We start from the raw sequence: 21,572 nt of genomic DNA, 5'->3' as shown, positions 1-21,572 counted from the left end.
TGTCCTTGCGTTTAATGGTTTTATTTTAGCATAGAAACGACTAGTTATTCGGTCAATCGATTTTGCTTGACAGCCGGGAAAAGGTTGCCCACAATTGAAGCAATTAGTTCATGCTGTTTGCCGTCATGGACTCCCCGGATTCTGAACGCGTCGGCTCACGCTCACTACCATCGGAGGGTTGCTATGTTTGAATTTCTTTCTATTATTTTGGAACCGTTACTCGAGATCATTCTCATACCGATTTTTTGGCCAGAATTCGATCTTGAATCACCGCCTAAGTTTAATTTATTTCGGATTTTGTTAACGCTAGCAGTCAGTGGATCCATTGCCGGTTTTGGTATTTGGCTTTTATTGCATTTACTGACGGATTCGTTTAATACAGTACCACTATTTGGCGGATTGTTGTTCCTAGCAGCAGGCGGGTTCCCAGCTGGCCATGCGCTGATCGACTTTTTCGGCTACCGACGCACGATCCGTCGACAGCGAGATGCTAAAGTCGAAGCCGAAAAACCTTATCAGGAACTTTAATTGGCTGAATGCTTAACATTAAGGAGACACTGGGCAATGCGTCAAATCATTAGCTTTGTCACTTCCATCTTGTTTATGTTTTTTCTCTTTCCCAGCTTCAAACATCACCCGCGTCCGATTTGGTACTGGCTGTGGTATCTGTCACTGGCAATCGTTTGCATCGGGGCCACCGGATTCGGCCTCTGGATGCTCATCGTCGCAAAATTCCAGGTCAAATATAGTATGTTTGTTTTGATGGGTATTCTGATGATTGCCCTCATGCCGAGTGCCCTGATCCGTGCGACGCTCCAGTTTCGTGCCTATCGCAAACGTAATCGCCATCACTGATCGCTCCCATGCATCATGCTTTTGCTAGCCAAATCCCGCAGCAATTCATCTATGTTTAAGCCCAGACAAAAAGCGCCCAAACTCGAGCGCTTTTTTGCTGCCAATCATTAATCGTGCAAAGTAAACTTCAACTTCATGTTCGGTGCGGCAGCTGCCACCATTTGTCCAAGTAGCTCGTTGCTGTTAGCCATAGCCAGTTCAGCCATTTGTTCGTTTGCTGTGGTTAGGTGCTCGCGGATATTTTTAGTATCCTGAACCGCTTTGTCAGTTTGCAGTTGCAGATGGCGGCAAGCAGCCACGGTCTTTTGTTCGAAGGTGTCTTCTAGATCCTTGAACAAGGAAAAGTCGTAATCGCCAAAAGTCGCGAGCAGGTTGCTCAGCCAGTACATTTTGGAAACATCAAAATGGTCACCGGTGTCACGGTATGCGGCCGGTGTGTCGTTCACGTTGGCATAAAACGGCACAACAGCATTGAACGTATTGGGGCCAAATGCCAGCCAGTGAATGCCGGCGACGGCTGCAGGCACGTCATTGCGAATCTGCAAAATGTGGAGTTCCTGATTTCGGTTGATACCGATCGGCCGATACAGCTTCTTCTGCGCCGGTGTGCCGGTCGTTCCATAAACATCGTAAGGCGTGTTTTCGTAATGTGAGCTTTCCACAAACTTGACGTCTTCAATGCTGATCTTCTTGTTGGTGCGGCAAATGAACGGCAGGTCTTGATCAATCGGGGTGGTGTCAAATTCAGGATTGAAGTACTTTTGACCGTACCATGCCCGCGGGTTGTTGTAGCGGGTGTCTTTAATGGTAGCTGAGCCAAAAATGTGACGCAGATTGTAACCTTCCGCGTCTGGGTTGAGATGATATGTTTCGATCAAGTCACGCAAGTCCGCGCTGCTCATCGTATCATCACTGGCAAAATCAAAATCGGTGATATTGAAGCGGTTCGGCGCAATCACGTAAGCATCGTCCGGAATCCGAATGGCTGCCCAATGATGACCGCCGATGCTTTCGAAATACCAAACCTCGTCTTTGTCAGCAAACGCAATACCGTTGCTTTCATACGTGCCATATTGCTGCAGCAGACTGCCTAGCCGTTGGACACCTTCACGAGCACTATGAATGTACGGCAAAACGATCGTCGGCATATCCTCTTCGCCGATACCTGCTGGCACCAACGGATCAACGCCAAGCACACGGCTATTGGTCGTAATCGTCTCGGTCGACGTCATCGCCACATTATCGCTATTAATCCCGGCTGCGGCCCAAATACCATGGCCGTCTTCAGCTTCCGGCGTGGAAGTGTAACCCAACGGATCGGCAGGCAAATCAATTGAAAACTTGCTGAGCACAGAATGATACTGACGTGGCTGATCTTCAGGTCTGACATAGACAAACTTTTGCGGATGCAACGGTGATTCGCCGTCCTCATTACGCGCAATGATCGTCGAACCGTCAATCGAGGCTTTTTTACCTACTAACACTGTGGTACACGAGCCGACATAACGTTTTGCCAAAATAATCGTCCTTCTTTCAAAATAGTCTCGCCTGCACGACGCCCTCAAGCTTGATTTATGGTTAACTTTACCGCGCAAAAACCGGTTTGCCAAGGGTGGAAACACGAATGCATGTGTCCGCGGATACAAAAATCGCCTGTCTAAGATATGTTTTCTCATGACAGGCGATTCAAAGTTGCAGATCAAATTAATCCTATGACAAATATCACACGTCCCATCTCGCTAATCTAGCGGCACCTCACCAAAACTGGCATTGATCTTCCGATAATCCGCACGCCGCTCATCATAGCCTGCCAGCAATCGCTTTTCAAAATCCGATTCTGCTTCAAGTGTCGGCAACGGCCCGTCTTCTTTATGCCGCGCGACAAAAGTAGCAAAAGCCGTTCCGACTTGAAAACGTTCGCCGGTCGCCAGATGCTCGCCAATTAAATGAATAAACACTTCCAAGGATCGATGGCCCACGCCGCTGACCATACACTTGATCACCAATGCATCTCCTAAAGTGACTGGCGCATCCAGACGCACCATATCAAGTGAGCCGGTCGCCAAACCGCGGCGGCCTAATCGCTGCGCCGCAATCGAGCTGACATCATCAATCCAGGTAAAAATCTGGCCGCCGAACAATGTCTTGTGGGCATTTAACATCCCGGGAAAGACTCGATAACTCGAAACTGCCAAAGTATCACGCATTTTAACCACCAACTTTACCCCCGCTCATACAGATCTGCCGGAACCTTATCCAACAACGGTGTCACATTCGGGCTAGCAAGCATCGTTAGCCGGTGCATCGCCCGGGACGCGACGGTGTACAGCAATTCCCGCTCGTCTTCTTCGTGGTAGTTCGCCGCATTGACCTGCCAAAGCACCACGGCGTCGAATTCAAGCCCCTTAGCCAGGAAGCTCGGTACCACAATGACGCCAGCGGCTAACCGCTGATTTTCAGACTTGATGAGCGTCACTTTAATGCCCGCCGCTTTCATCTGATCGTAAATCGCCTCGGCATCCTCGAGCGTCTTGGCAATCACCGCGGTTGTCTGCTTGGCTTTATTGTTTACTTTTAACTGTGCTTCAAGCGCGGTCATCAGTCCTGCTTCGTCAGACCGCACAACCAGTTTTGGCAAAGGTCCCTGTCGATTGAAGGCCACGATTTTCTGCCCCGCTGTCAAAATGGCTTTGGTGAATTCCGTGACTTGCTTGGTTGACCGATAGCTTTGCGTCAATTGAACGACGCGGGTTTTCTCCGGATCAAACAACTTGCTGGTTTCGTTAATCAGCGTCCGCGAATCGTCCTTAGTGAAAATGGCCTGATTCAGGTCACCTAACAACGTAAATTTGGCGCGCGGGAAGCTGTCCTTGAGATACGCTAGCTGATATGGTGTGTAGTCCTGAATTTCGTCGACAAACACATACCGCATTTCGCGTTCACCATGCCGGCCGGTAATCAAGTCGTAAAGATGCAAATACGGCGTCGCATCGGCCATCGGTAAATGCCGCTGCTTGAACTCATCGATGAAGTGATCGACCTCCGCCTGCCATTCGTCTTCGGAAATGCCTTCTGCCGCCAAATCATAAATTGCCGGCACTTCCCGCAAAAAACTGACATATTGGCCGCGAATATTAATGAAGCGATTCCGCACTATATCCTGCTGAATCTCGTCGAAGCCCTTCATGACCAGTTGCCGGGCAAAGAAGCGATATTCGTCATCGCTATTTTTAAACTCTTTGGGACCATTTTGTTGCATCGATCGGATCGTTTCATCGCTTAAATTCTGCACCGCTTCTTGAACCCACTGCGCTTTCGTCTCGGATTCAATTTTGCGATTCAGCATTTTAATCAGCCGCTCTTTGGTGGCATTCAGCCGATTACCCATATGATAATTTTCGTTGTAACTATAAAAGATCTCGCGAATACGCTTGCGGGAAAAGAAAACTTCACCGCGGAAGCGAATATCCCGAAAGCGCAAGCCGGAACGTTCCAGGCTGGTGGCGTATGTTTTGGCCGCGTTGAAGAAATCTAAACTGCCTTTGACGCGGGCGATTTTCTTTTGCACCGGCGTCAATTGTTGCTCAAACTGAGAAAAGAGATTCTGGACGTCAATGTGCGGCAGCCGGCGCGTCACATATTGGTAATAAGTGAATTGCACCATGTTCTGCTCGCCTAATTCCGGCAAAACGTTGCTGATATAGTCCGAGAAAAGCTGATTCGGGCTGAACATAATCACCTGGCTGCTAGTCAGATTGCCACGGTAACGATAAAGCAGATACGCCACTCGCTGTAACACAGCACTGGTTTTACCGGAACCGGCAGCACCTTGCACAAACAGCAAATCGGCTTTGGTGTCACGAATGATCTGATTTTGTTCGCGCTGAATCGTCGTGACAATCGTCTTCATCTGCGTATCGGACTTCTCGCCCAATACTTCCAGTAGCATTTGGTCGCCGATGGTTTCAGTGGTGTCAAACATGGTCTGAATTCGACCGTCTTTGATCACAAATTGCCGTTTCAAAGAGACGTTGACCTGCTGCGGCCCATCCGGCGTTTGATAAGTGACCTTGCCTAACCCGCCATCATAGTAGATGGAACTGATCGGCGCGCGCCAGTCGTAAATGAGAAACTTGCCGGCCTCATTGGTGAACGAGCCGAGGCCAATGTAGATCGTTTCCGGCTTTTCCTGGCCTTCCTGAAAATCGATCCGGGCAAAGTACGGGTTGCCCGCCAATCGTTTTACCGTCGCAAGTTGCTGGGCGCTTTGCTTCCATGCATTGGTGCGCTCATCAAGCACGCGTTGCTGTTGTTGGATCGAAGCAGCGGTTTCAATGGTTTCCGCATCATTACTGAAGTTAAGCGAAAAATCATTGAAGAAGTTGTTACTGATGCTTTTCTCTTCAGTTTTGGTCTTAGCCATCTCTTTTGAAAGACGAACCTCGGCATTGGAGAGCTCCTTCATGATGCCATCTAAATGTTGCTGCTCTTTAGCCTGCTCATTCTCAGCCACGTCACCATCTCCTTAACGGTTATCAAATAATCGTTATAACATCTTATCACTTATGGGCGTGCGCCGCAAAAACAACATGTGTACTATTTCAACTTTCCCCGCAACAACGGTGTCCATGCTTCCAGCACATAACCCACTGCCAAACCGATCGCGACGCCTAGCAAAATCTTTTTAAATGGTAGACTGATGATCAAGCCGACTAAGACGCAAGTACCGACAATGACGGCGCGGCGATTAAAGAAAGATTTTCCTTGACGTGACGGCTTTTGATTTTGTATCATACGCATTCCTTTCATTTATCCAACCTTTTCGTTACGATTGACTCATCTATTATCGCTGATCGGAGGTCATTATGGAATCTATTTCACTTTTAATTGTCCTGACAGCTGCTCTGGTAACGCCGCTGTTCATGGCACATTTTCATATTAATAGCGTCCCGACTGCGGTAGCCGAGATTCTAGTTGGCATTGTTTTAGGCAAAAGTATGCTCGGCTGGGTGCATACCGGTGGCGATATGCAAGGGCTAAGCGAACTCGGCGTGACGATCCTGATTTTTCTTTCAGGGATGGAAATCGACTTTTCCCTGTTTAAGCCACAACCCAAGACGGCAAAAGGGCCGCAACCCGCAAATCCCGTGATGTTGGCTGTAGTTGGATTTGCTTCGATTGTTGTGCTTAGTCTAGCGTTCAGCTACCTGTTGCAACTCATTCGCTTCTTCAATCACCCGATTTTCGCGACAATTCTTTTTACCACCATTGCGCTCGGCGTCGTCATTGCCGCGTTAAAAGAAAAAGAATTATTGCACCAACCACTTGGCCAAACGATCTTGCTCATTGCCGCTTTCGGTGAAGTCATCCCATTACTCGGCTTAACCGTTTATTCAGCCTTGAATGGCAATAGCGACAGCAATCTTTGGCTGCTACTGCTGCTGTTGCTGGCAGCCTTAGTTTTACTCGCTCGGTTTAAACGTGTGTATAGTTTTTTTGCAGCAATTGATAAAAGCACAACGCAATTGGATATTCGGCTGGCCTTCTTCCTGGTTTTTGCACTGGTCACCATTGCTTCGCGAGTTGGTGCCGAATCCATTTTGGGTGCTTTTCTCGCTGGTATGGTCATGAATCTGCTCGGGCCACGTCAAGAAACCCGGGATAAATTAACTTCCCTGGGCTATGGCTTCTTCATTCCGATTTTCTTTATCGTCACCGGGGCCAACCTGAATTTAAAAGCATTAATGGCTGATCCGAAAAGTCTCTCATTGATTCCACTGGTACTGATTGGCTTTTTCATCACAAAAATCGGCCTTATTCCGGTATTGCGGCATCGCTTCAAAATGCAAAACGCACTAGCCGGCACTTTTTTGTCAACCACCACCATTACCTTAGTGATCCCGACGTTAACTGTTGGCCGTAATCTCGGTATCTTGACCGAGCAACAATCCGGTGCCTTTACATTAGCTGCTGTCATTGCTTGTGTCAGTGGGCCAATTCTGTTCAATAGCTTTTTCAAGCCGGAACCGGAGACTTTCAAAAAAACTCATGTCACGTTTATCGGTGGCAATTTGTTGACTGTGCCAATTGCACAACACCTAAGTTCCGAGCGTTATGATGTGCAATTGTTCACAGATAAGGCAGAAAACTTTCGCACTTATAATTCCGAAGTAAACATTGCTTTGACCACCTATCAAGAAGACGCATTGGTAAAGGCAGATGCTTTTGATTGCGACATCATCGTGTTGGGCGATTTCAACGCTGACACTAACTATGCACTTGCCAAAATGGCGCTCGCTCATAAAGTGCCGCGCATTATTGCCCGATTCGCCGCCAAAGATGCAACCACGGATCGCTATGATCGTTTGCGGGATAAAGGCGTTGAAGTTTTCAATGCGCTTGACGCCAACATTGCGCTTCTCCGCAGCCTAATCGAAACGCCATCCACGCTGCAGATTCTGGACGATACCATTGCCGGAATTTACGAAGTGACCATTCGCAACTCGCGCTTTGCCGGTCTCGAGCTCAAGAACCTGCCATTCATTGACGACATCACCGTCAGCCAGATCTACCGCAACAAAAAGTTCATCGCTCCGCACGGCGACACCCAGCTGCACCTTGGCGATCACCTCATCTTCTCTGGCGACAAACATTTGATCCGCAACATTCGGACGCAGGTTGAAAAACCAAATTAAGTTATTCGCAGCATGATCTCTTAGGCAGTGCAATGACAAAAGTACCCATTCACGTTTTATGCGCCGTTTTCCAGCAGGCTTTCGCTTGTCGGCGTGGTACAATGAGATTATTCTAAGAAAAAAGGTGATCAAATGAAACAAGGAACAACGATCCTGACCTTAGACAACGGCTACCATCTGTGGACCAATACGCAAGGCGAAGGTGATATTCATCTGTTGTGCCTGCACGGCGGCCCTGGTGGCACCCACGAATACTGGGAGAATTTTGGCGAAGAACTCGCTGATCTCGGTGTTCAGGTGCATATGTATGATCAGCTGGGATCGTTTTATTCGGATCAGCCTGATTATTCCGATCCGGAAATTGCCAAAAAGTACCTCACCACGGATTATTTCTTGGGTGAAGTCGAAGAAGTGCGCAAGAAGCTTGGCTTGGATCATTTTTACTTAATCGGTCAAAGTTGGGGCGGCGCACTGACCCAATTGTATGCGCTGAAATATGGCCAGCATCTTAAGGGTGCCATCATTTCATCCATGGTGGATAACATCAATGAGTATGTGGAGCACATCAACTTGGTTCGCGAAGAGGCATTGCCGCCTTCAGCTGTTAAATACATGAAGAAAATCGAAAAAGCCGGTCAATGGGACGATCCGCAGTATCAAAAATATGTCGATGTCCTCAACCGGGAGTATGTTGATCGCAAGCAGCCACCTGCTATTTCCCATTTAATTAACACGATGGCGACACCGGTCTATAACGCTTTTCAAGGTGATAACGAATTCGTTGTCACTGGCAAGCTGAAGGATTGGGACATTAGCGATCAAATCCATAATATCAAGGTACCGACGCTGCTGACATTTGGCGAGCACGAAACCATGCCACTAAAAACCGCGCAACGCATGGCCGAAGTCATTCCGCATGCGCGTCTCGTTACGACTCCTAATGGCGGCCACCATCACATGATCGACAATGCGCCGGTTTACTTCAAGCATTTGAAGCAGTTTATTTCAGATGTTGAAAATGGGAAGTTCAATGACTAAGTTGCAAAAGTGAGCCTGACATAGAAAAACCGATTACCTTCAATGGCAATCGGTTTTTTTGTATTATCACGGTACAAAGACGGACACAATCAGTTGCAGATTGAGCAACGTGATCAACCCTGTCAGTATGTAGCCGCCCCAGCGCACGACCGGCGAATTAACATGATCCCCCATCAAATCGCGTCGATCGGTTAGCGCGACTAAAGGAAAAAGCGTAAACGGCAGCGCAATGCTTAGGGCCACCTGCGCAAAGACAATGACCTGTTCGAAGTTGTGCTCACTAAAGCCCATGATGAAACCGATGATCATGATTGGAATCAAAGTCACCGCCCGCGTCAACAAGCGTCGTTCCCACAACGGCATCTGAATGTTGAGGTAGCCTTCCATCACGATCTGTCCGGCTAACGTGCTGGCAATCGAGCTAATTAATCCCGTAATCAGTAACGCAAACGCAAACAGTGTGCTCATGATCGGGCTAGCAAGATTGCCGACGATGGCCGGATTTTTCAACCCGTTATACACGCCCTGAAACGCCGTCACGTGTCCACCGACCCCATAAAATAACGTTGCGCCCAACACCAGCAACAACGCATTGATCAAAAACGCTGCCACGAGATGCACATTAGAGTCCCACTTGCCAAATCGCAGTGCCTCGGTCACCTGCGCTGGGATATGTTCATCGTACCTGCGACTTTGCGCCAACGAGGAATGTAAGTAAATATTGTGCGGCATAATTGTGGCACCCATAATCCCCAGACTAAGCACCAACATCCCGTGGTTCGTCAAAATCTCCGGGCGCGGTACGAAACCGCCAACAATCCCGCCGACTGAGGGATGCGCACGCGCCACTTCAATACCAAAAATAATCCCCACTGTTAAAATCGAGGCCAACACAATCAGTTCAATGCGCCGAATGCCAAAACGCAAAAAGAACAAAACAACCAGCACATCGGCAATCGTCAGCAACATTCCCCACATTAAAGGCAGACCAAACAGCAACTTCAGCGCAATGGCAGTTCCCACGACGCCTGTCATATCTGTCGCCATCATCGCCGCCTCATTAATCAGCCACAGGCAAATCCGCGTCCATTTTGGCACAAAGGCTGCAATCGCCTGTGCCAGATCCAATCGCGCGACAACGCCGAGTTTGATCGACAGACTCTGCATAAACATGGCAACCAATATGGTCATCAATAACACCGACAACAACGCGTCGTGGTATTTACTACCGCCTTCCAACGCTGTCAGCCAGTTTCCCGGATCCATGTAGCCAACCGCCACCAGCGCTCCGGGACCGCTATAAGCCAGAAACTTTTGGAAAAAGGAGGTTTCGTAAACACCTGGTACCTGCACACTGCGATTAATGTCATCTAGACTGCGCTTGGCCTGTTGCGCCTGCAATCGATCATCTTGTTTCATTGTCTATGGGCCTCCGCTGCAACTTTTTCTTTTGCAAGCGACGCCAGAATGTCACAAAATGGTGCACACCCATTCATCGGTCGCACTGATTTAAAGACTTTGCCGCCATTGGCCCGAAATGTCTGGTAGTTTTGAACGTCATTTTCTTCTAGCGTCTCCAGGCAATCTGCCACAAAACTCGGTGTGGCCACCAACACTCGCCGTTTGCCCAACGCCGCTAACGCCATGAGCCGGTTGCGCAAATATGGTTTTAGCCATGGGACCGGGCCAAATTTGGACTGGTAACACATTTCGACCTTCTCCTGAGGTACCTTCTTTAAATAGCGTTTAACGCCTGCAGTCGTGGCTTCACAGGCTTGCTGATAAGGATCGCCATGACGCACCATGGATGTTGGAATCCCGTGGTAGCTCAGGATCACAGCATCGTACTGATCCTGACTGTAAGCTTCATCTAATTGTTGGGCCAATAGCTTCAAATAGGCCGGCTGATCATAAAAGTGATCGACAACCAACGTCTTGACGCCAGACGCCGCCACTTTATCCAAAATGGTCTTCGTCGTGCTTTGCGTATACTCGGGAAACAACGGAATGACCACAATCGGATGGTCTCCACGCGTCGCCATAGTCTGCAGCGTCTCGCCAATGGGATACTCGCCGCCATAATTCATTGCCATTTGGACATCCCAGTCCGGCAACACTTCCCGCAAACGATCGCGCGTCACCTGCGTATAAGCAATTAACGGTGATCCGGCTTTTGTCCATTCATGCTGATAAAAGGTTGCTGAACGCCAACTGCGAAAAGGCAGAATAAAGCCGCGTAAAATCGGCTGCCACAACATTTTAGGCATCGTGATAACATTCTGATCACTTAAAAATTCCTGCAAATACCGGCGGACATCCCGCGTACTTGGCGAAACCGGCGAACCCAAATTCACAATTAACAACCCTTTAACCATTTTACTGCCCCCATCATGCGTCAAAATCATAAACTAAGAATAACACAGTGCACTTTCTTCTGACGGCGTTTTCTTTCATAATAAGCATCCGTTCAAAACTAACCTACTCGCGTTTCTATGCTAAACTATCTTTAGAAGTAAACTTTCGAGGAGGCAACAGGATGGCTACGAAGGGTATTACCGTTTATCTAGTGCGTCACGGCCAAACATGGTTCAATCATTTCAATAAAATGCAAGGTTGGTGCGATTCACCACTGACTGAAAACGGGATCAAAGACGGTACTAGCACTGGCATTATTTTGCGCAATGTCGCGTTTACCCATGCTTATTGCAGTGACACGACGCGGGCAACGCGAACGGCTGATTTAATTTTAAGCAAGAATCTAACCGGTAAGATTCCGCTGACAGTCACGCCATTTTTCCGGGAGCAGTTTTATGGCTATTTTGAAGGCGAGGATTCTGGCCAAACCTGGTACATGGTTGGCTTTCCGCATGGGGCAAAGACGTATCCCGAAATTCTGGAACAATATGGTGTCGATGCGTCAAAAGATTTCATGCACGATGCCGATCCATTCCATGAAGCCGAAGACGCGCGGACTTACTGGACTCGCCTCATGAAAGGCTTCCGCCAGCTGCGGTCCGAAAACAAAGAAGGCGACAAGGTGCTCATGGTCAGCCACGGCACCACCATCCGCAGCATTGTCGACAAGTTCGGCAAAAACGACGGCTTCGTAGTCACCGATTCGCCGCGTAATGGGTCGATTAGCAAGATTTTGTTGACGGATACGGGGATTAAGATACTGAGTTATAACGAGTTTGAGGCTTGATTGTTTCTTGCCTTTAGCATCAAAAAAAGACCATGCACGTCAAAATTTGGCTGCGTGGTCTTTTTACGTCTCAATTGGCAAACATACTAGTTACGACTAGTGGACCAATTCCTTTTCTTTAATCAGCGAATCGCCATGGATGAATTCTGGATTTGGCGTTAAGTCGAAGCGTTGTGCCAATTGCTCCAGATTGTCATCGGTAATCTCGTTGACGAACTTGCCACCTTGCGCCTGAATTGCGGTGTAAATGGTCGCGGCTTTTTCGACAGTTTCGATCAAGCCATAGGTTTCATCAATGGAGTCGCCTGCGCCAAAAATGCCGTGGAGTGGCCAGAGCACAATGCGGTAGGTGCCCATTTTTTCAGCGGTTGCCTGACCGATTTCATTCGTGCCTGGTGTCATGTATGGCAAAACGCCGACACCTTCAGGGAAGACAACGATCGATTCAGCCTGCATCTTCCAGAAAATCCGGCTGAAGAGCTTTTCTCTCCATGGCAATGTGAAGGTCATGGCAATCGTGTTGGTTGGATGGCAATGCATGACAACGCGCTGGTTAGGATCCTTCTTGAGCCGCTGGATGTGGGTCATCAAATGTGCCGGGAATTCACTGGTTGGCTGGCCGCCGTCTGAAAAGCCCCACAACAAATCAACACTGTGGCCATCTTCGGCAATCCGGACAAGCCCGGTATCACGTTCCGGGAAGTCCTTAACATTCTTGAAGTAGCGACCAGTGCCGGTTACCAAGAAGTATTGGCCAGCCAATTCGCCAGCATCAAACTTAATCGGAATGTTGCGCTTAACTTCATGCACATCACCATACTGGCTAACTTCCTGTTCCGTCAACCGATAGCTGACATTGCCGCCGTTACGCTCATCCCAACCGTGCTGATAAAGGTTCCAGGTCACCTTTTGCATTTGTTGAACAAACGGTGAATCAATAAACGCCTGAGTATATTCGGGATTCAAGAAATCCTTTTTTGAATCTGCCATGAAAACGTTCCTTCTTTCCTTATGGTCATCGCCCCGAGCGCTTATAAAAACAGTGACAAATAAACAGATCATGCGTCACGACCCTTGTCAGAAACGCCTAGCCTCGCTGAATCAGTATCGCTCTCGGTTTGATTTGTTATCAATCTTTCTTACAACCCCTATTTTACGAAGCAATGTAAGCGCTCGACCAGACCAAATGTACGCATCAAAATAGCTGATTCGGAACAGATGTACATGTCAGCAAGCTGACGTAAGCACAAATTCGAAGTTGGCTTGGAGAGTTCTCATAAGGAAACGCCGAAAACAAAAACAGCCCGCACTCACGGACTGCTTTGCTTCGCATTTTAACCTGCGCCTCTAGATCCAGTGGCGTTAATTAAGCTTTCGCCGCCAGATCCTTGTTGATAACAATACTCTGGTAAATCCAAACCGTTGCCAAATAATACAACCCGTACAAGATGATAAACAAGCCAAATGGTACGAGCAAATTCGCGTACGGCTGACTCAACAAGGCCTTGAACATCTGAAGGCCAAATAGCACATGCACGATGCCTACCACCCCTGGCAGCAGGAACAGTGCACCGATTTCCTGACGAATTGAACGCCGTAATGTTTGCGGCCGTGCCCCAATCTTTTGGAGCATGAGGTAGCGGCTTTGATCGTCATTGGCTCCCGACAGAATTTTGAACATGAGCGTGGACGCCAGCATGGCCAGGAACGCAAGACCTAGGAAGAAGCCCATGAACGCAAGACCGGAATACATGCCATTCACAACGGCATAAAAAGCAAACTTCTGATCGGAATTCGTTTGGCCCAACCGCGGATACTGGTGCTGTTGCATCGTCACGATTTTCTGGATCGTGTCATAATTCTGGTTAAAATCGCGCACCTTGATCGTCGTCAGCGTCTCCGTATGCCCCAGCTTGGCAAACGTAGCGGGATCGGCTACCTTCATTTGCTTACCGCGATTGTTGCCAATGAAAACACCAAAAGCCGTTGGATAACGCTTGATCATCTTGTTAAAGTTGTGGCTGGTAACTTTGATGCTTGGTGCATTAAGTCCTTTGTCATTCGCCTTGATTTCCAGTGGGTGGGCATCGATCGCAGCTTGATTCACATAAACAGTATTGGCGTCTGATTTAAGTGTGTATTGCTGTTTAGCAGTCACACCTTGCAACTTATTGACTTCCGCCTGCGTTGCCGCATTGGGCGATGTCACCGTCACATCGTAAACCGTCGCCTGATTGGCCAATGCCGGAATATCGTGGGTAAAGCCTAAACCGACTGTAATCGCACCTAATGCCAGCGCAAAAAGAATCGAGACAACCGATAAAATCCGCGTATAATCACGAATCCGAAAACTCAGCTGCGATAGCGTAAAGGTATGCAACTGTTTGGCTGCGAATGCCTTATTGCGCTTCATTAAACTGATCAAGGCAACAAACACAGAATTAAATAGGAAATAAGTCCCTGCCACAATGGTCACTAACGCTAGCGGAATCGCTAATAACTGGAAAACAGCAATGTTAGCCATACTGTAGTAACCGACAACCAACAACACCAAGCCGAGGATAATCTGAATGGCAAAACTGACTTTACGTTGCTTGATGCGGTTAGGTGTCTGCGTTTGATGCAACAAGGCCATCATGGGCGTTTTCAATAGTTTGCTAGCGTTATAAATCGCCGAAAAAACAAACAAAACGATAAAGAAACCAAGCGTCCACAAAATCGCCGGCAGCCAGATTGCGGTAAAGCCAGTGGCCGGCGCATGCAAGGTATGGATTAACCATTGACCGACAAACTTGGTGCCGACCATCCCGATGACAATGCCGCCAATCGTTGCAAGAATCCCGATCGTCACGGTTTCAAGAAAAATCAACTGGCCGATTTTTCGCCCTTTTGCCCCTAGCATCATGAACATGGCGTAATCACGTTGGCGCATACTCAACAGGAAGCTGTTAGCATACACGATATACACCAACGTAATAATCGCCAGTAACACGGCGCCAAAGCCAAAGATGAATGGCGTAAAAGCGACAGGTGAATTCTTCGTCAAAAAGCTGGTGTTGGTGGCCAAGGCCATGAACATGTAAAACACGGCGCTGGCAATCACCAAGCCGGAAAATAACACAGCATAATCTCGAAAACGGTTCTTTAAACCGCCAAGAGCAAGTTTGCGTAACACACAATCGCCTCCTATTTCTGGAACGTTCCAAGGGTTTCAAGAATCTCCTGATAAAAGGCTTCTTGACTTTTATCACCATGTTTCAGTTCAGAGCCGATCTGGCCATCTTTGATGAACAAAATTCGGCTGGCATAACTAGCCGAAAACGGATCATGGGTCACAAGCAGAATTGACACGCCTTCATCGTGATTCAGTTGGTCCATCGTATTCAATAGTTCCCGGGCCGCCGTCGAATCAAGCGCTCCAGTCGGCTCGTCGCCAAACAAAATGTCCGGCTGCTGAACCAACGCCCGAGCTGCAGCCACTCGCTGTTTCTGCCCACCGGAAAGTTCAGTCGGATAATGATCCAACACCGCCTCAATACCCAGCGTCCGGGCAATCTTATCCACCGCTTCCGCCTGCTTCTTAGCGCTCACGTTCTGCAACGCCAGCGGCAACGCAATATTTTCTCGACCGGTCAGATTCTCCAGCAAGTTGAAGTCTTGGAAAATAAAACCGATACGTTTGGCGCGAAAATCAGACAAGGCATTACCTTTCAGCTTGGTCACGTCATCCCCCTTAATCCGCACGGAACCGGACGTTGGCGTGTCGAGTGTACTCAAAATATTTAAAAGGGTAGTTTTCCCGGATCCGGAAGCGCCCATAATGCCGACAAATTCTCCTGGTTCAACTTGAAAACTGACGCCTTTTAACGCAGGTGTCTGCTTCTCCCCACGTTTACCATAAGTCTTGGTTACATTTTCAACGGTGACAATCGGTTGTCGTTTGTCCATGATAAAACCTCCATTTGCCAAGTTACGGCGTTTGCTTGATTAATTTAATAATAGTGGTTATTAAACGATTTCTCCTGTCCGTGCGCTAACAATTGGCCTTTGGAAACTAACGGGTTTGTTAGTTTCATTAGCTTTTCTTAACTTTTTCCGCCATAACGGCTTAATCCTTGCTATAATCACTATTGATTCATGAAAATACTTATGAAAGTTGGTTCGTCGTTGGGAATTTTTCGCAACAAAGCTCCGGGTCTAGGTTAGCAGTTAGTTCAGTACTCGACCTAGAAAAGGAGCTTGACTGATATGAACGATTTAGAAAAACCGCAGAAACAATATATCCCCTGGATGGTTGTCGGCCTCATGGACTTTGTGACCGTGATCGGCTTTGACGACATCATTTACAACTTCCAAAATCAAGGCTTGGTGGCGTTCACCAGCTGGATCATCATGACTTTCTTCTATGTCATCCCTTACAACCTGATTGTTGCGCACATGGGATCGACTTTTTCCGAGCACGGCGGCGGGATCACCAGCTGGATGCGCGAAACCAATGGCGATACGGTTGGCTACTATGCCGCGTGGTTCTACTGGATCACTGGTCTGCCTTATGTGGTCGACGTCGCCAATTCCGTCGTCATCTCGTTTGGCTGGATCATCAACGGCAACGGCAATATTCAGGCCAACCTCGGCAACGCGTGGTTTGGCATTTTGACCGCTGTTATCTTTGTGATTTTTATTTGGCTCCAGCATTTCTTCAAAAATAAGAGTCTTGAAATTATGTCAACCATCGGCGGTGGCGCCATGTTCATCATGACCATTCTGTTTGTGGTGATGACGTTCATCGGCTTGTCAAAAGGCGCGCCGATCGCCACCCGCCCGTTTGACTTCAAGGCCTTCATCCCCAAAGACTTCTTCTCACTGAGTTTTCTGTCGACATTTGGCTTGTTCGTCTTTGCCATGAACGGCTCGGAACTCGCTGCGCCGTATACGAAGGACATGCGCCATCCTGCGCGTGATTTCCCCAAGGCGTTGAAAATGATTGCCATTATGACGATGTTTCTGACTTTGTTTGGCACTTTTTCACTTGGGGTTTACTTCAACGCCCATCATTTGCCGAATGATTTGAAAATGAACGGATCCTATTATGCGTTTCAGGCAATCGGTCGCCAATTCGGCTTAGGTAACAGCCTCATGTATCTTTTCGCCGTGGTGCAGGGTATTTATATGTTGGCACAACTAGCCGTGATTCTGGACGCTTCCACCCGGGTCTTCCTCTCTGATGTGGCTAAACGCTTTATGCCACGACAACTCACCAAAATGAATGAAGACGGCCTGCCGATCAACGGGTACTGGATGACCACGATTCTCTGTGCACTGATCATGGCGCTGGGAGCATTGCTACCGAAAATAAATGATATCTTCAACTGGTTATTGAACCTCAACGGCATTGTGAGTCCCTTGTCGACCTGCTTCCTATTCTGGTCCTACACGATGGTCCGTCTGCATCAAGATCGTTTCCCAACGCCGGATTATACGTTCCTCAAGAATCGTAAAGTCGGTCTGGTGGTCGGTATCTGGATGCTTGGCATTACTTTTCTGCTAGGAACACTCGGCTTCTTCCCGACCGATGCGACGGCCGATACATTTACCTTGATGCTGGTACTGAACATTGTCGTACCGATCGGTATGGTGGCGCTTGGCGTCTTGATGCCGTGGATTGCCAAGCGGCAGCGTAATACCGTCAGTGGCCTCGCCTTCAGCCGCAATACCTGGCTTATCTTTACGGTGCTCAGCCTGGTTGGGCTAATCGCAGCCGCGACCTATGGCATGCATGTCAATTTGCTTAACCACTTAACACCTGTCATTCAGTGGGCCATTATTATCGTTGTCGATCTGATCATTGCCGCTGTGATCATTAAAGTCACCTCAAACGGACGGCATCAACTATTGGCTGCATCGGATGACGAAGTGTCAAACTAAACGCCGAACTTTTTAAAGGCAAATGACTATCAAAAATCATGCTCCGAAGACAATTCTGTATCTTCGGAGTTTTTTAATTCTGGCTGTTGCCCGCCAGACGTTTGAGGCAACAAAGCATGTTTGCTGCAATGATGATGTCTACTGGTTTAGTGGTAAACAAGGTGATCAATGTCGCGATGTGATAAGATTACGTGATAATATTAATAGTAAAGAGCGATATTGTTTTTAATTTGTGACGATGCCATTTCTTTTAACAATCGCCGCATGTCTTGATAGGTAGGAGGCTGCTATGCTTAGCTACACGATCATTTATAATCCCGCTTCAGGTCACGCAAAAGGTCCGACAGCGGCAGAACTACTCAAAGCAAAACTCGAAGATCACCAGCGGCTGGTCACGATGAAGCCCACTAAAAATGCCGATGATGCCCGTGAATTTGCTGCACGGGCACATTCGGATATTGTCGTCGCGGTTGGCGGTGATGGCACGATTAATCAAGTTGTCGCTGGCCTTGCGCCGCGCCAGCAACCGCCAATCTTAGCTATTTTGCCAAAAGGAACCGTCAATAACCTGGCAAGAGTCCTGCATATTCCTTTACTACTGCCACTCGCCATCAAGAATATCTTCGAGGCTAATCCGCAACCGCTCGACATCGCACAGGTCAATGATCGCTACATGGTCAGCACGCTGACGCTTGGCGTTTTGGCTAATGCTGCACTGTCAGTCACGCAAAAAGGAAAACGTCACTTTGGGCCCATTATTTACCTATCAAAAGGTTTTAAAGTCCTGGCGCAACACCAACACTGGGTTTTGCAATTAGACAGCGCCCATCGCCAATGGAAAAAGGATACCCAATTTCTGCTGGTGACCATGACCAATTCAGTTGGCGGTTTCACCAACGCCGTCCCGGACGCGGCTCCTGATGACGGCCACCTGCATGTCTTCATCGCGCCTAAACTCACTTGGTGGCGTTCACTGCTCGCGATTCCTTACTTCATCACCGGCAACTTCCAGAAATTACCGGGCATGACCTATTTTAAAACCGAACAACTCACGATCCAGGCACCTAAAACTCTTCAAAGCAGAATTGATGGCGATCCAAGTGCAAAGACGCCGCTAAAAATTGCTGTGATTGCCGATCATATTCAGGTGCTGGCACCGCCAATTAAATAGTGGCACAGCATTTTAGCCGTTTGGTAGGCAGAGGCCGCGGCAAGTCGCTCGCCAGTCCAAATGGCGCGTGTTACACTAGACGTATTCAAACGAAAGGGGTGAATCGCCATGCGGTTACGCAAGGTTACACCATGACTGATGATCCGTTAGCACCGATCCGCGGCGATGACGCCCGGATCTATGAAAGGAATTTATGACTGAACAAATATCCAATGAAGTAACATCTGAAAACGTTTTGATTGCGGGCATCTCCCGCCAGCAAGCCGACTTCGATTACACCATGACCGAGCTTGGCGAATTGGCCAAAGCCGATAACTATACGGTTGTCGGCGAGGTACGGCAGAACCTTGACCGCGCCGTTGCGGCCACTTATTTTGGCACCGGCAAAGTCGAAGAAATCCGCGAACTGGCTAATGTGCGTGATGCCACAACGGTCGTTATCAACGATGAACTCTCGCCGTCACAGCTGCGTAACCTCGAGAAGCAAACCAAATTGCATGTCATTGATCGCACGCAGCTGATTCTCGATATTTTTGCTGATCGGGCACGGAGTAAAGCAGCCAAAACGCAAGTCGAAATTGCCCAACTGCAATACGCCTTGCCGCGACTGCATCCTAGCGCCAATCGGCTCGATCAGCAGGTCGGCGGCGGTGCCGGATTTGCAACCCGCGGTGCCGGTGAAACGCAACTTGAACTCGATCGTCGCGTGCTCAACAAGCGCATTAGCCATCTGCGTCAGGAACTCAAAGAAGCCAGCGTTGGCGATCAAGTTCGCCGCGCCCGACGTGAAGACAATGCAATTCCAGTGGTGGCCTTGGTTGGCTACACCAACGCCGGCAAAAGCACCACAATGAACGGACTCCTGCAACTCTTCGCCGATCGTCCGGAAGACAAGCAGGTTTTTGAAAAAGACATGCTATTTGCGACGCTGGACACCAGCGTGCGGCAAATCACCTTGCCAGACAATCGCAAGTTTCTGCTCAGCGACACGGTCGGCTTCGTTTCCAAACTGCCACACAACCTGATCGACAGCTTCAAAGCCACGTTGGCAGAAGCCGCCAACGCTGATCTTCTCATTCAGGTGGTTGACTACTCCGATGAAAACTATCCGGAAATGATGGCCATCACCGAGAAAACTCTTAAGGAAGTTGGCATTAAAAATATTCCGATGATCGAAGCGTACAACAAAGCCGATTTACGGGAAGGCACCCGCTATCCAGAAGTCAGTGGTCAGCGCCTCATCTACTCGGCGCGCGACAAACATTCGCTTCAAGCCCTCACCCAGCTCATCAAAGCGGATCTATTCGGCCAAGACGAAGAACACACCTACCTGATCCCTTTTGATCAAGGGCAACTCGTCAATTACCTCAATCAGGAAACCGTTGTCAAAGCCACCGACTACACGGAAAATGGCACGCGTATCACGGCCGTTGTCAATCCAGTGCAAAAAGGTAAGTTGGCTAAGTTTGCGGTTAAAGAAGAAGTTTGAAGCATCCGAATTGAATCGCATATGAAAAGAGCCTCGCTATTGCTGCTTGAACGTTCAAGCGGCGAAGCGAGGCTTTTTAGTCGGCCCAATTTTTTATCTTGTTGTTGGCAATGTCAGCCATTATGACAATACACCGAATTCATACCCGTTACTACGGTAATAATCAATGATCTTCGGCAGCGTCTTCACCGTTAAATTCTTCCCAAGCGCATCATGCATCAACACAACGCGCACGTTGCTGGTCGGATAAACGGCCAGCGACCGCAAATGATACTGCAACATTGCATCTTCCGTTTTCGGCTCCTGCGCCGGACTCAACGCATCACCGACCGCTGCGTTCCAATCAATCCAATCAAGTCCAAGTCGGGTCAGGCCAGTATCAGCCGCTGCCAACCCTTTCCAGCTAAAATGGCCACCAGGATAACGCCAAAGATGCGTGTCAAAATCCGGGCCTAATACCTGCTTCACGGCTGCTTGCTCCGTTTTAGCCTCATTCTCAATAACTGAAGCTGCGCCATTTCGCCCCGGATAAAGCAAATTGTAATTGTGCGTCATACTATGCAACCCGATGCTGTTGCCGGCATCATACTCTGCTTTCAACACCGGTACCGTTTCGGCTGAAAGCTGACGGCCTACGACAAAAAATGTACCGTGAACGCCTGCTTGATTAAGGATGTTCAGAATTTGTGGCGAATTAACCGTGTTTGGTCCGTCATCGAAGGTTAGGAAGACCACTTTCTTTTTGATGTTGCTGGTGTAAGGCGCCGTCATTTCTTTTTTGACTTCGGCGATGGGATAAGCGTAGGCGGTGGCGGCGGGGATGTGAGCCTGACCTGAATGTGCTGCCGCTTCTGTTAAAGCACGCTCATGTTTGCCTTTTTCCACTGCTTCTCGCTTCATAATTGAAGAAGATCGCCTTGCTGCCGATACTCGCTGTTTTGACTCTCTGATGCTGGCAGCTACCGAACGCTTGTGACTCTCCTGACGTGCCCGTGCTTCTGCTGCCTGCCGATCAATCAACAGCTTCACTGAAAGCGCCCCGCTCACAATTAGTATCAACCCAAAAACGACTAGCCACCAGTGCCGCCTATAACCATATTTCATATTCAACCCCGCCTATCTTGTTAACGATATCCGGTTTTGAGTTTACCATGAAGTCGTTTGAAGTCGCTATGGCAGGTGTGGAATTTAATAAGA

General features: G+C 48.5%; 18 protein-coding genes. 8 read left to right on the top strand and 10 right to left on the bottom strand.

Features of this window, described 5'->3' with window-relative positions:
- The first annotated feature begins 183 nt into the window (after window positions 1-183).
- Both BVJ53_RS06625 and BVJ53_RS06620 read left to right on the top strand, forming a co-directional pair.
- The gene (locus tag BVJ53_RS06625; protein ID WP_129301727.1) at window positions 184-528 is read left to right on the top strand and encodes a hypothetical protein; all 345 of its coding nucleotides are present in this window, start codon (window positions 184-186) and stop codon (window positions 526-528) included.
- 36 nt (window positions 529-564) lie between these two features.
- A complete protein-coding gene (locus BVJ53_RS06620) occupies window positions 565-855 on the top strand; it encodes a hypothetical protein (protein WP_129301726.1) in 291 nt (96 codons plus the stop codon).
- Window positions 856-962: 107 nt separating this feature from the next.
- On the opposite strand, the gene BVJ53_RS06615 is transcribed toward BVJ53_RS06620, so the two are convergent.
- The 4 genes from BVJ53_RS06615 to BVJ53_RS06600 all read right to left on the bottom strand — a co-directional run bounded on the left by BVJ53_RS06615 (window position 963) and on the right by BVJ53_RS06600 (window position 5,649).
- The gene (locus BVJ53_RS06615; protein WP_129301725.1) at window positions 963-2,372 is read right to left on the bottom strand and encodes a C69 family dipeptidase; all 1,410 of its coding nucleotides are present in this window, start codon (window positions 2,370-2,372) and stop codon (window positions 963-965) included.
- 222 nt (window positions 2,373-2,594) lie between these two features.
- Window positions 2,595-3,071 (bottom strand): acyl-CoA thioesterase, encoded by a 477-nt coding sequence (locus BVJ53_RS06610; protein WP_129301724.1) that lies wholly within the window; start codon window positions 3,069-3,071, stop codon window positions 2,595-2,597.
- 5 nt (window positions 3,072-3,076) lie between these two features.
- Window positions 3,077-5,368 (bottom strand): RNA polymerase recycling motor HelD, encoded by a 2,292-nt coding sequence (helD, locus tag BVJ53_RS06605; protein ID WP_129301723.1) that lies wholly within the window; start codon window positions 5,366-5,368, stop codon window positions 3,077-3,079.
- Between the two features lie 83 nt (window positions 5,369-5,451).
- Entirely contained in the window at window positions 5,452-5,649 is a 198-nt protein-coding gene (locus BVJ53_RS06600; protein ID WP_129301722.1) for a Tat pathway signal protein, read from the bottom strand.
- Between the two features lie 71 nt (window positions 5,650-5,720).
- Between BVJ53_RS06600 and BVJ53_RS06595 the strand changes: the two genes are divergently transcribed.
- Together BVJ53_RS06595 and BVJ53_RS06590 are read left to right on the top strand one after the other, a co-directional pair.
- Entirely contained in the window at window positions 5,721-7,550 is a 1,830-nt protein-coding gene (locus tag BVJ53_RS06595) for a monovalent cation:proton antiporter family protein (protein ID WP_129301721.1), read from the top strand.
- Between the two features lie 132 nt (window positions 7,551-7,682).
- Window positions 7,683-8,588: a proline-specific peptidase family protein gene (locus BVJ53_RS06590; protein WP_129301720.1), complete on the top strand. Its 906-nt coding sequence runs from the start codon at window positions 7,683-7,685 to the stop codon at window positions 8,586-8,588.
- A 66-nt stretch (window positions 8,589-8,654) separates the two neighbouring features.
- On the opposite strand, the gene BVJ53_RS06585 is transcribed toward BVJ53_RS06590, so the two are convergent.
- Together BVJ53_RS06585 and hemH are read right to left on the bottom strand one after the other, a co-directional pair.
- Window positions 8,655-10,007, bottom strand: a complete 1,353-nt coding sequence (locus tag BVJ53_RS06585) for an Nramp family divalent metal transporter (protein ID WP_129301719.1) — start codon at window positions 10,005-10,007, stop codon at window positions 8,655-8,657.
- A complete protein-coding gene (hemH, locus tag BVJ53_RS06580) occupies window positions 10,004-10,963 on the bottom strand; it encodes a ferrochelatase (RefSeq protein WP_129301718.1) in 960 nt (319 codons plus the stop codon). The genes BVJ53_RS06585 and hemH overlap by 4 nt, the downstream gene beginning before the upstream one ends.
- A 161-nt stretch (window positions 10,964-11,124) precedes the next feature.
- Between hemH and BVJ53_RS06575 the strand changes: the two genes are divergently transcribed.
- Window positions 11,125-11,790: a histidine phosphatase family protein gene (locus BVJ53_RS06575; RefSeq protein WP_129301717.1), complete on the top strand. Its 666-nt coding sequence runs from the start codon at window positions 11,125-11,127 to the stop codon at window positions 11,788-11,790.
- A 96-nt stretch (window positions 11,791-11,886) separates the two neighbouring features.
- Here the strand turns inward: BVJ53_RS06575 and rhaD are convergent, their stop codons facing one another.
- The 3 genes from rhaD to BVJ53_RS06560 all read right to left on the bottom strand — a co-directional run bounded on the left by rhaD (window position 11,887) and on the right by BVJ53_RS06560 (window position 15,738).
- Window positions 11,887-12,780, bottom strand: coding sequence for a rhamnulose-1-phosphate aldolase (gene rhaD, locus BVJ53_RS06570; RefSeq protein WP_129301716.1), 894 nt, complete (start codon window positions 12,778-12,780; stop codon window positions 11,887-11,889).
- A gap of 376 nt (window positions 12,781-13,156) precedes the next feature.
- A complete protein-coding gene (locus tag BVJ53_RS06565; protein ID WP_129301715.1) occupies window positions 13,157-14,965 on the bottom strand; it encodes an FtsX-like permease family protein in 1,809 nt (602 codons plus the stop codon).
- 11 nt (window positions 14,966-14,976) lie between these two features.
- Window positions 14,977-15,738, bottom strand: coding sequence for an ABC transporter ATP-binding protein (locus tag BVJ53_RS06560; RefSeq protein ID WP_129301714.1), 762 nt, complete (start codon window positions 15,736-15,738; stop codon window positions 14,977-14,979).
- Window positions 15,739-16,038: 300 nt separating this feature from the next.
- On the opposite strand from BVJ53_RS06560, the gene BVJ53_RS06555 reads away from it, so the two are divergent.
- The 3 genes from BVJ53_RS06555 (at window position 16,039) to hflX (ending at window position 20,375) form a co-directional block, all read left to right on the top strand.
- The gene (locus BVJ53_RS06555; RefSeq protein WP_129301713.1) at window positions 16,039-17,715 is read left to right on the top strand and encodes an APC family permease; all 1,677 of its coding nucleotides are present in this window, start codon (window positions 16,039-16,041) and stop codon (window positions 17,713-17,715) included.
- A gap of 289 nt (window positions 17,716-18,004) precedes the next feature.
- Window positions 18,005-18,886 carry a diacylglycerol/lipid kinase family protein gene (locus tag BVJ53_RS06550; protein WP_129301712.1) on the top strand — a complete coding sequence of 294 codons (882 nt, stop codon included), beginning with the start codon at window positions 18,005-18,007 and terminating at the stop codon, window positions 18,884-18,886.
- 193 nt (window positions 18,887-19,079) lie between these two features.
- The gene (gene hflX / locus BVJ53_RS06545) at window positions 19,080-20,375 is read left to right on the top strand and encodes a GTPase HflX (protein ID WP_129301711.1); all 1,296 of its coding nucleotides are present in this window, start codon (window positions 19,080-19,082) and stop codon (window positions 20,373-20,375) included.
- A gap of 120 nt (window positions 20,376-20,495) precedes the next feature.
- Here the strand turns inward: hflX and BVJ53_RS06540 are convergent, their stop codons facing one another.
- On the bottom strand, window positions 20,496-21,479 hold the full coding sequence (locus tag BVJ53_RS06540; RefSeq protein WP_129301710.1) for a polysaccharide deacetylase family protein: 984 nt from the start codon (window positions 21,477-21,479) through the stop codon (window positions 20,496-20,498).
- Window positions 21,480-21,572 lie beyond the last annotated feature (93 nt).

It is taken from the genome of Lacticaseibacillus chiayiensis, assembly GCF_004123795.1.
GTDB lineage: Bacteria > Bacillota > Bacilli > Lactobacillales > Lactobacillaceae > Lacticaseibacillus > Lacticaseibacillus chiayiensis.
The sequence above is the reverse complement of the archived record's forward strand: the minus strand, read 5'-3'. Positions and strand labels throughout refer to the sequence as shown.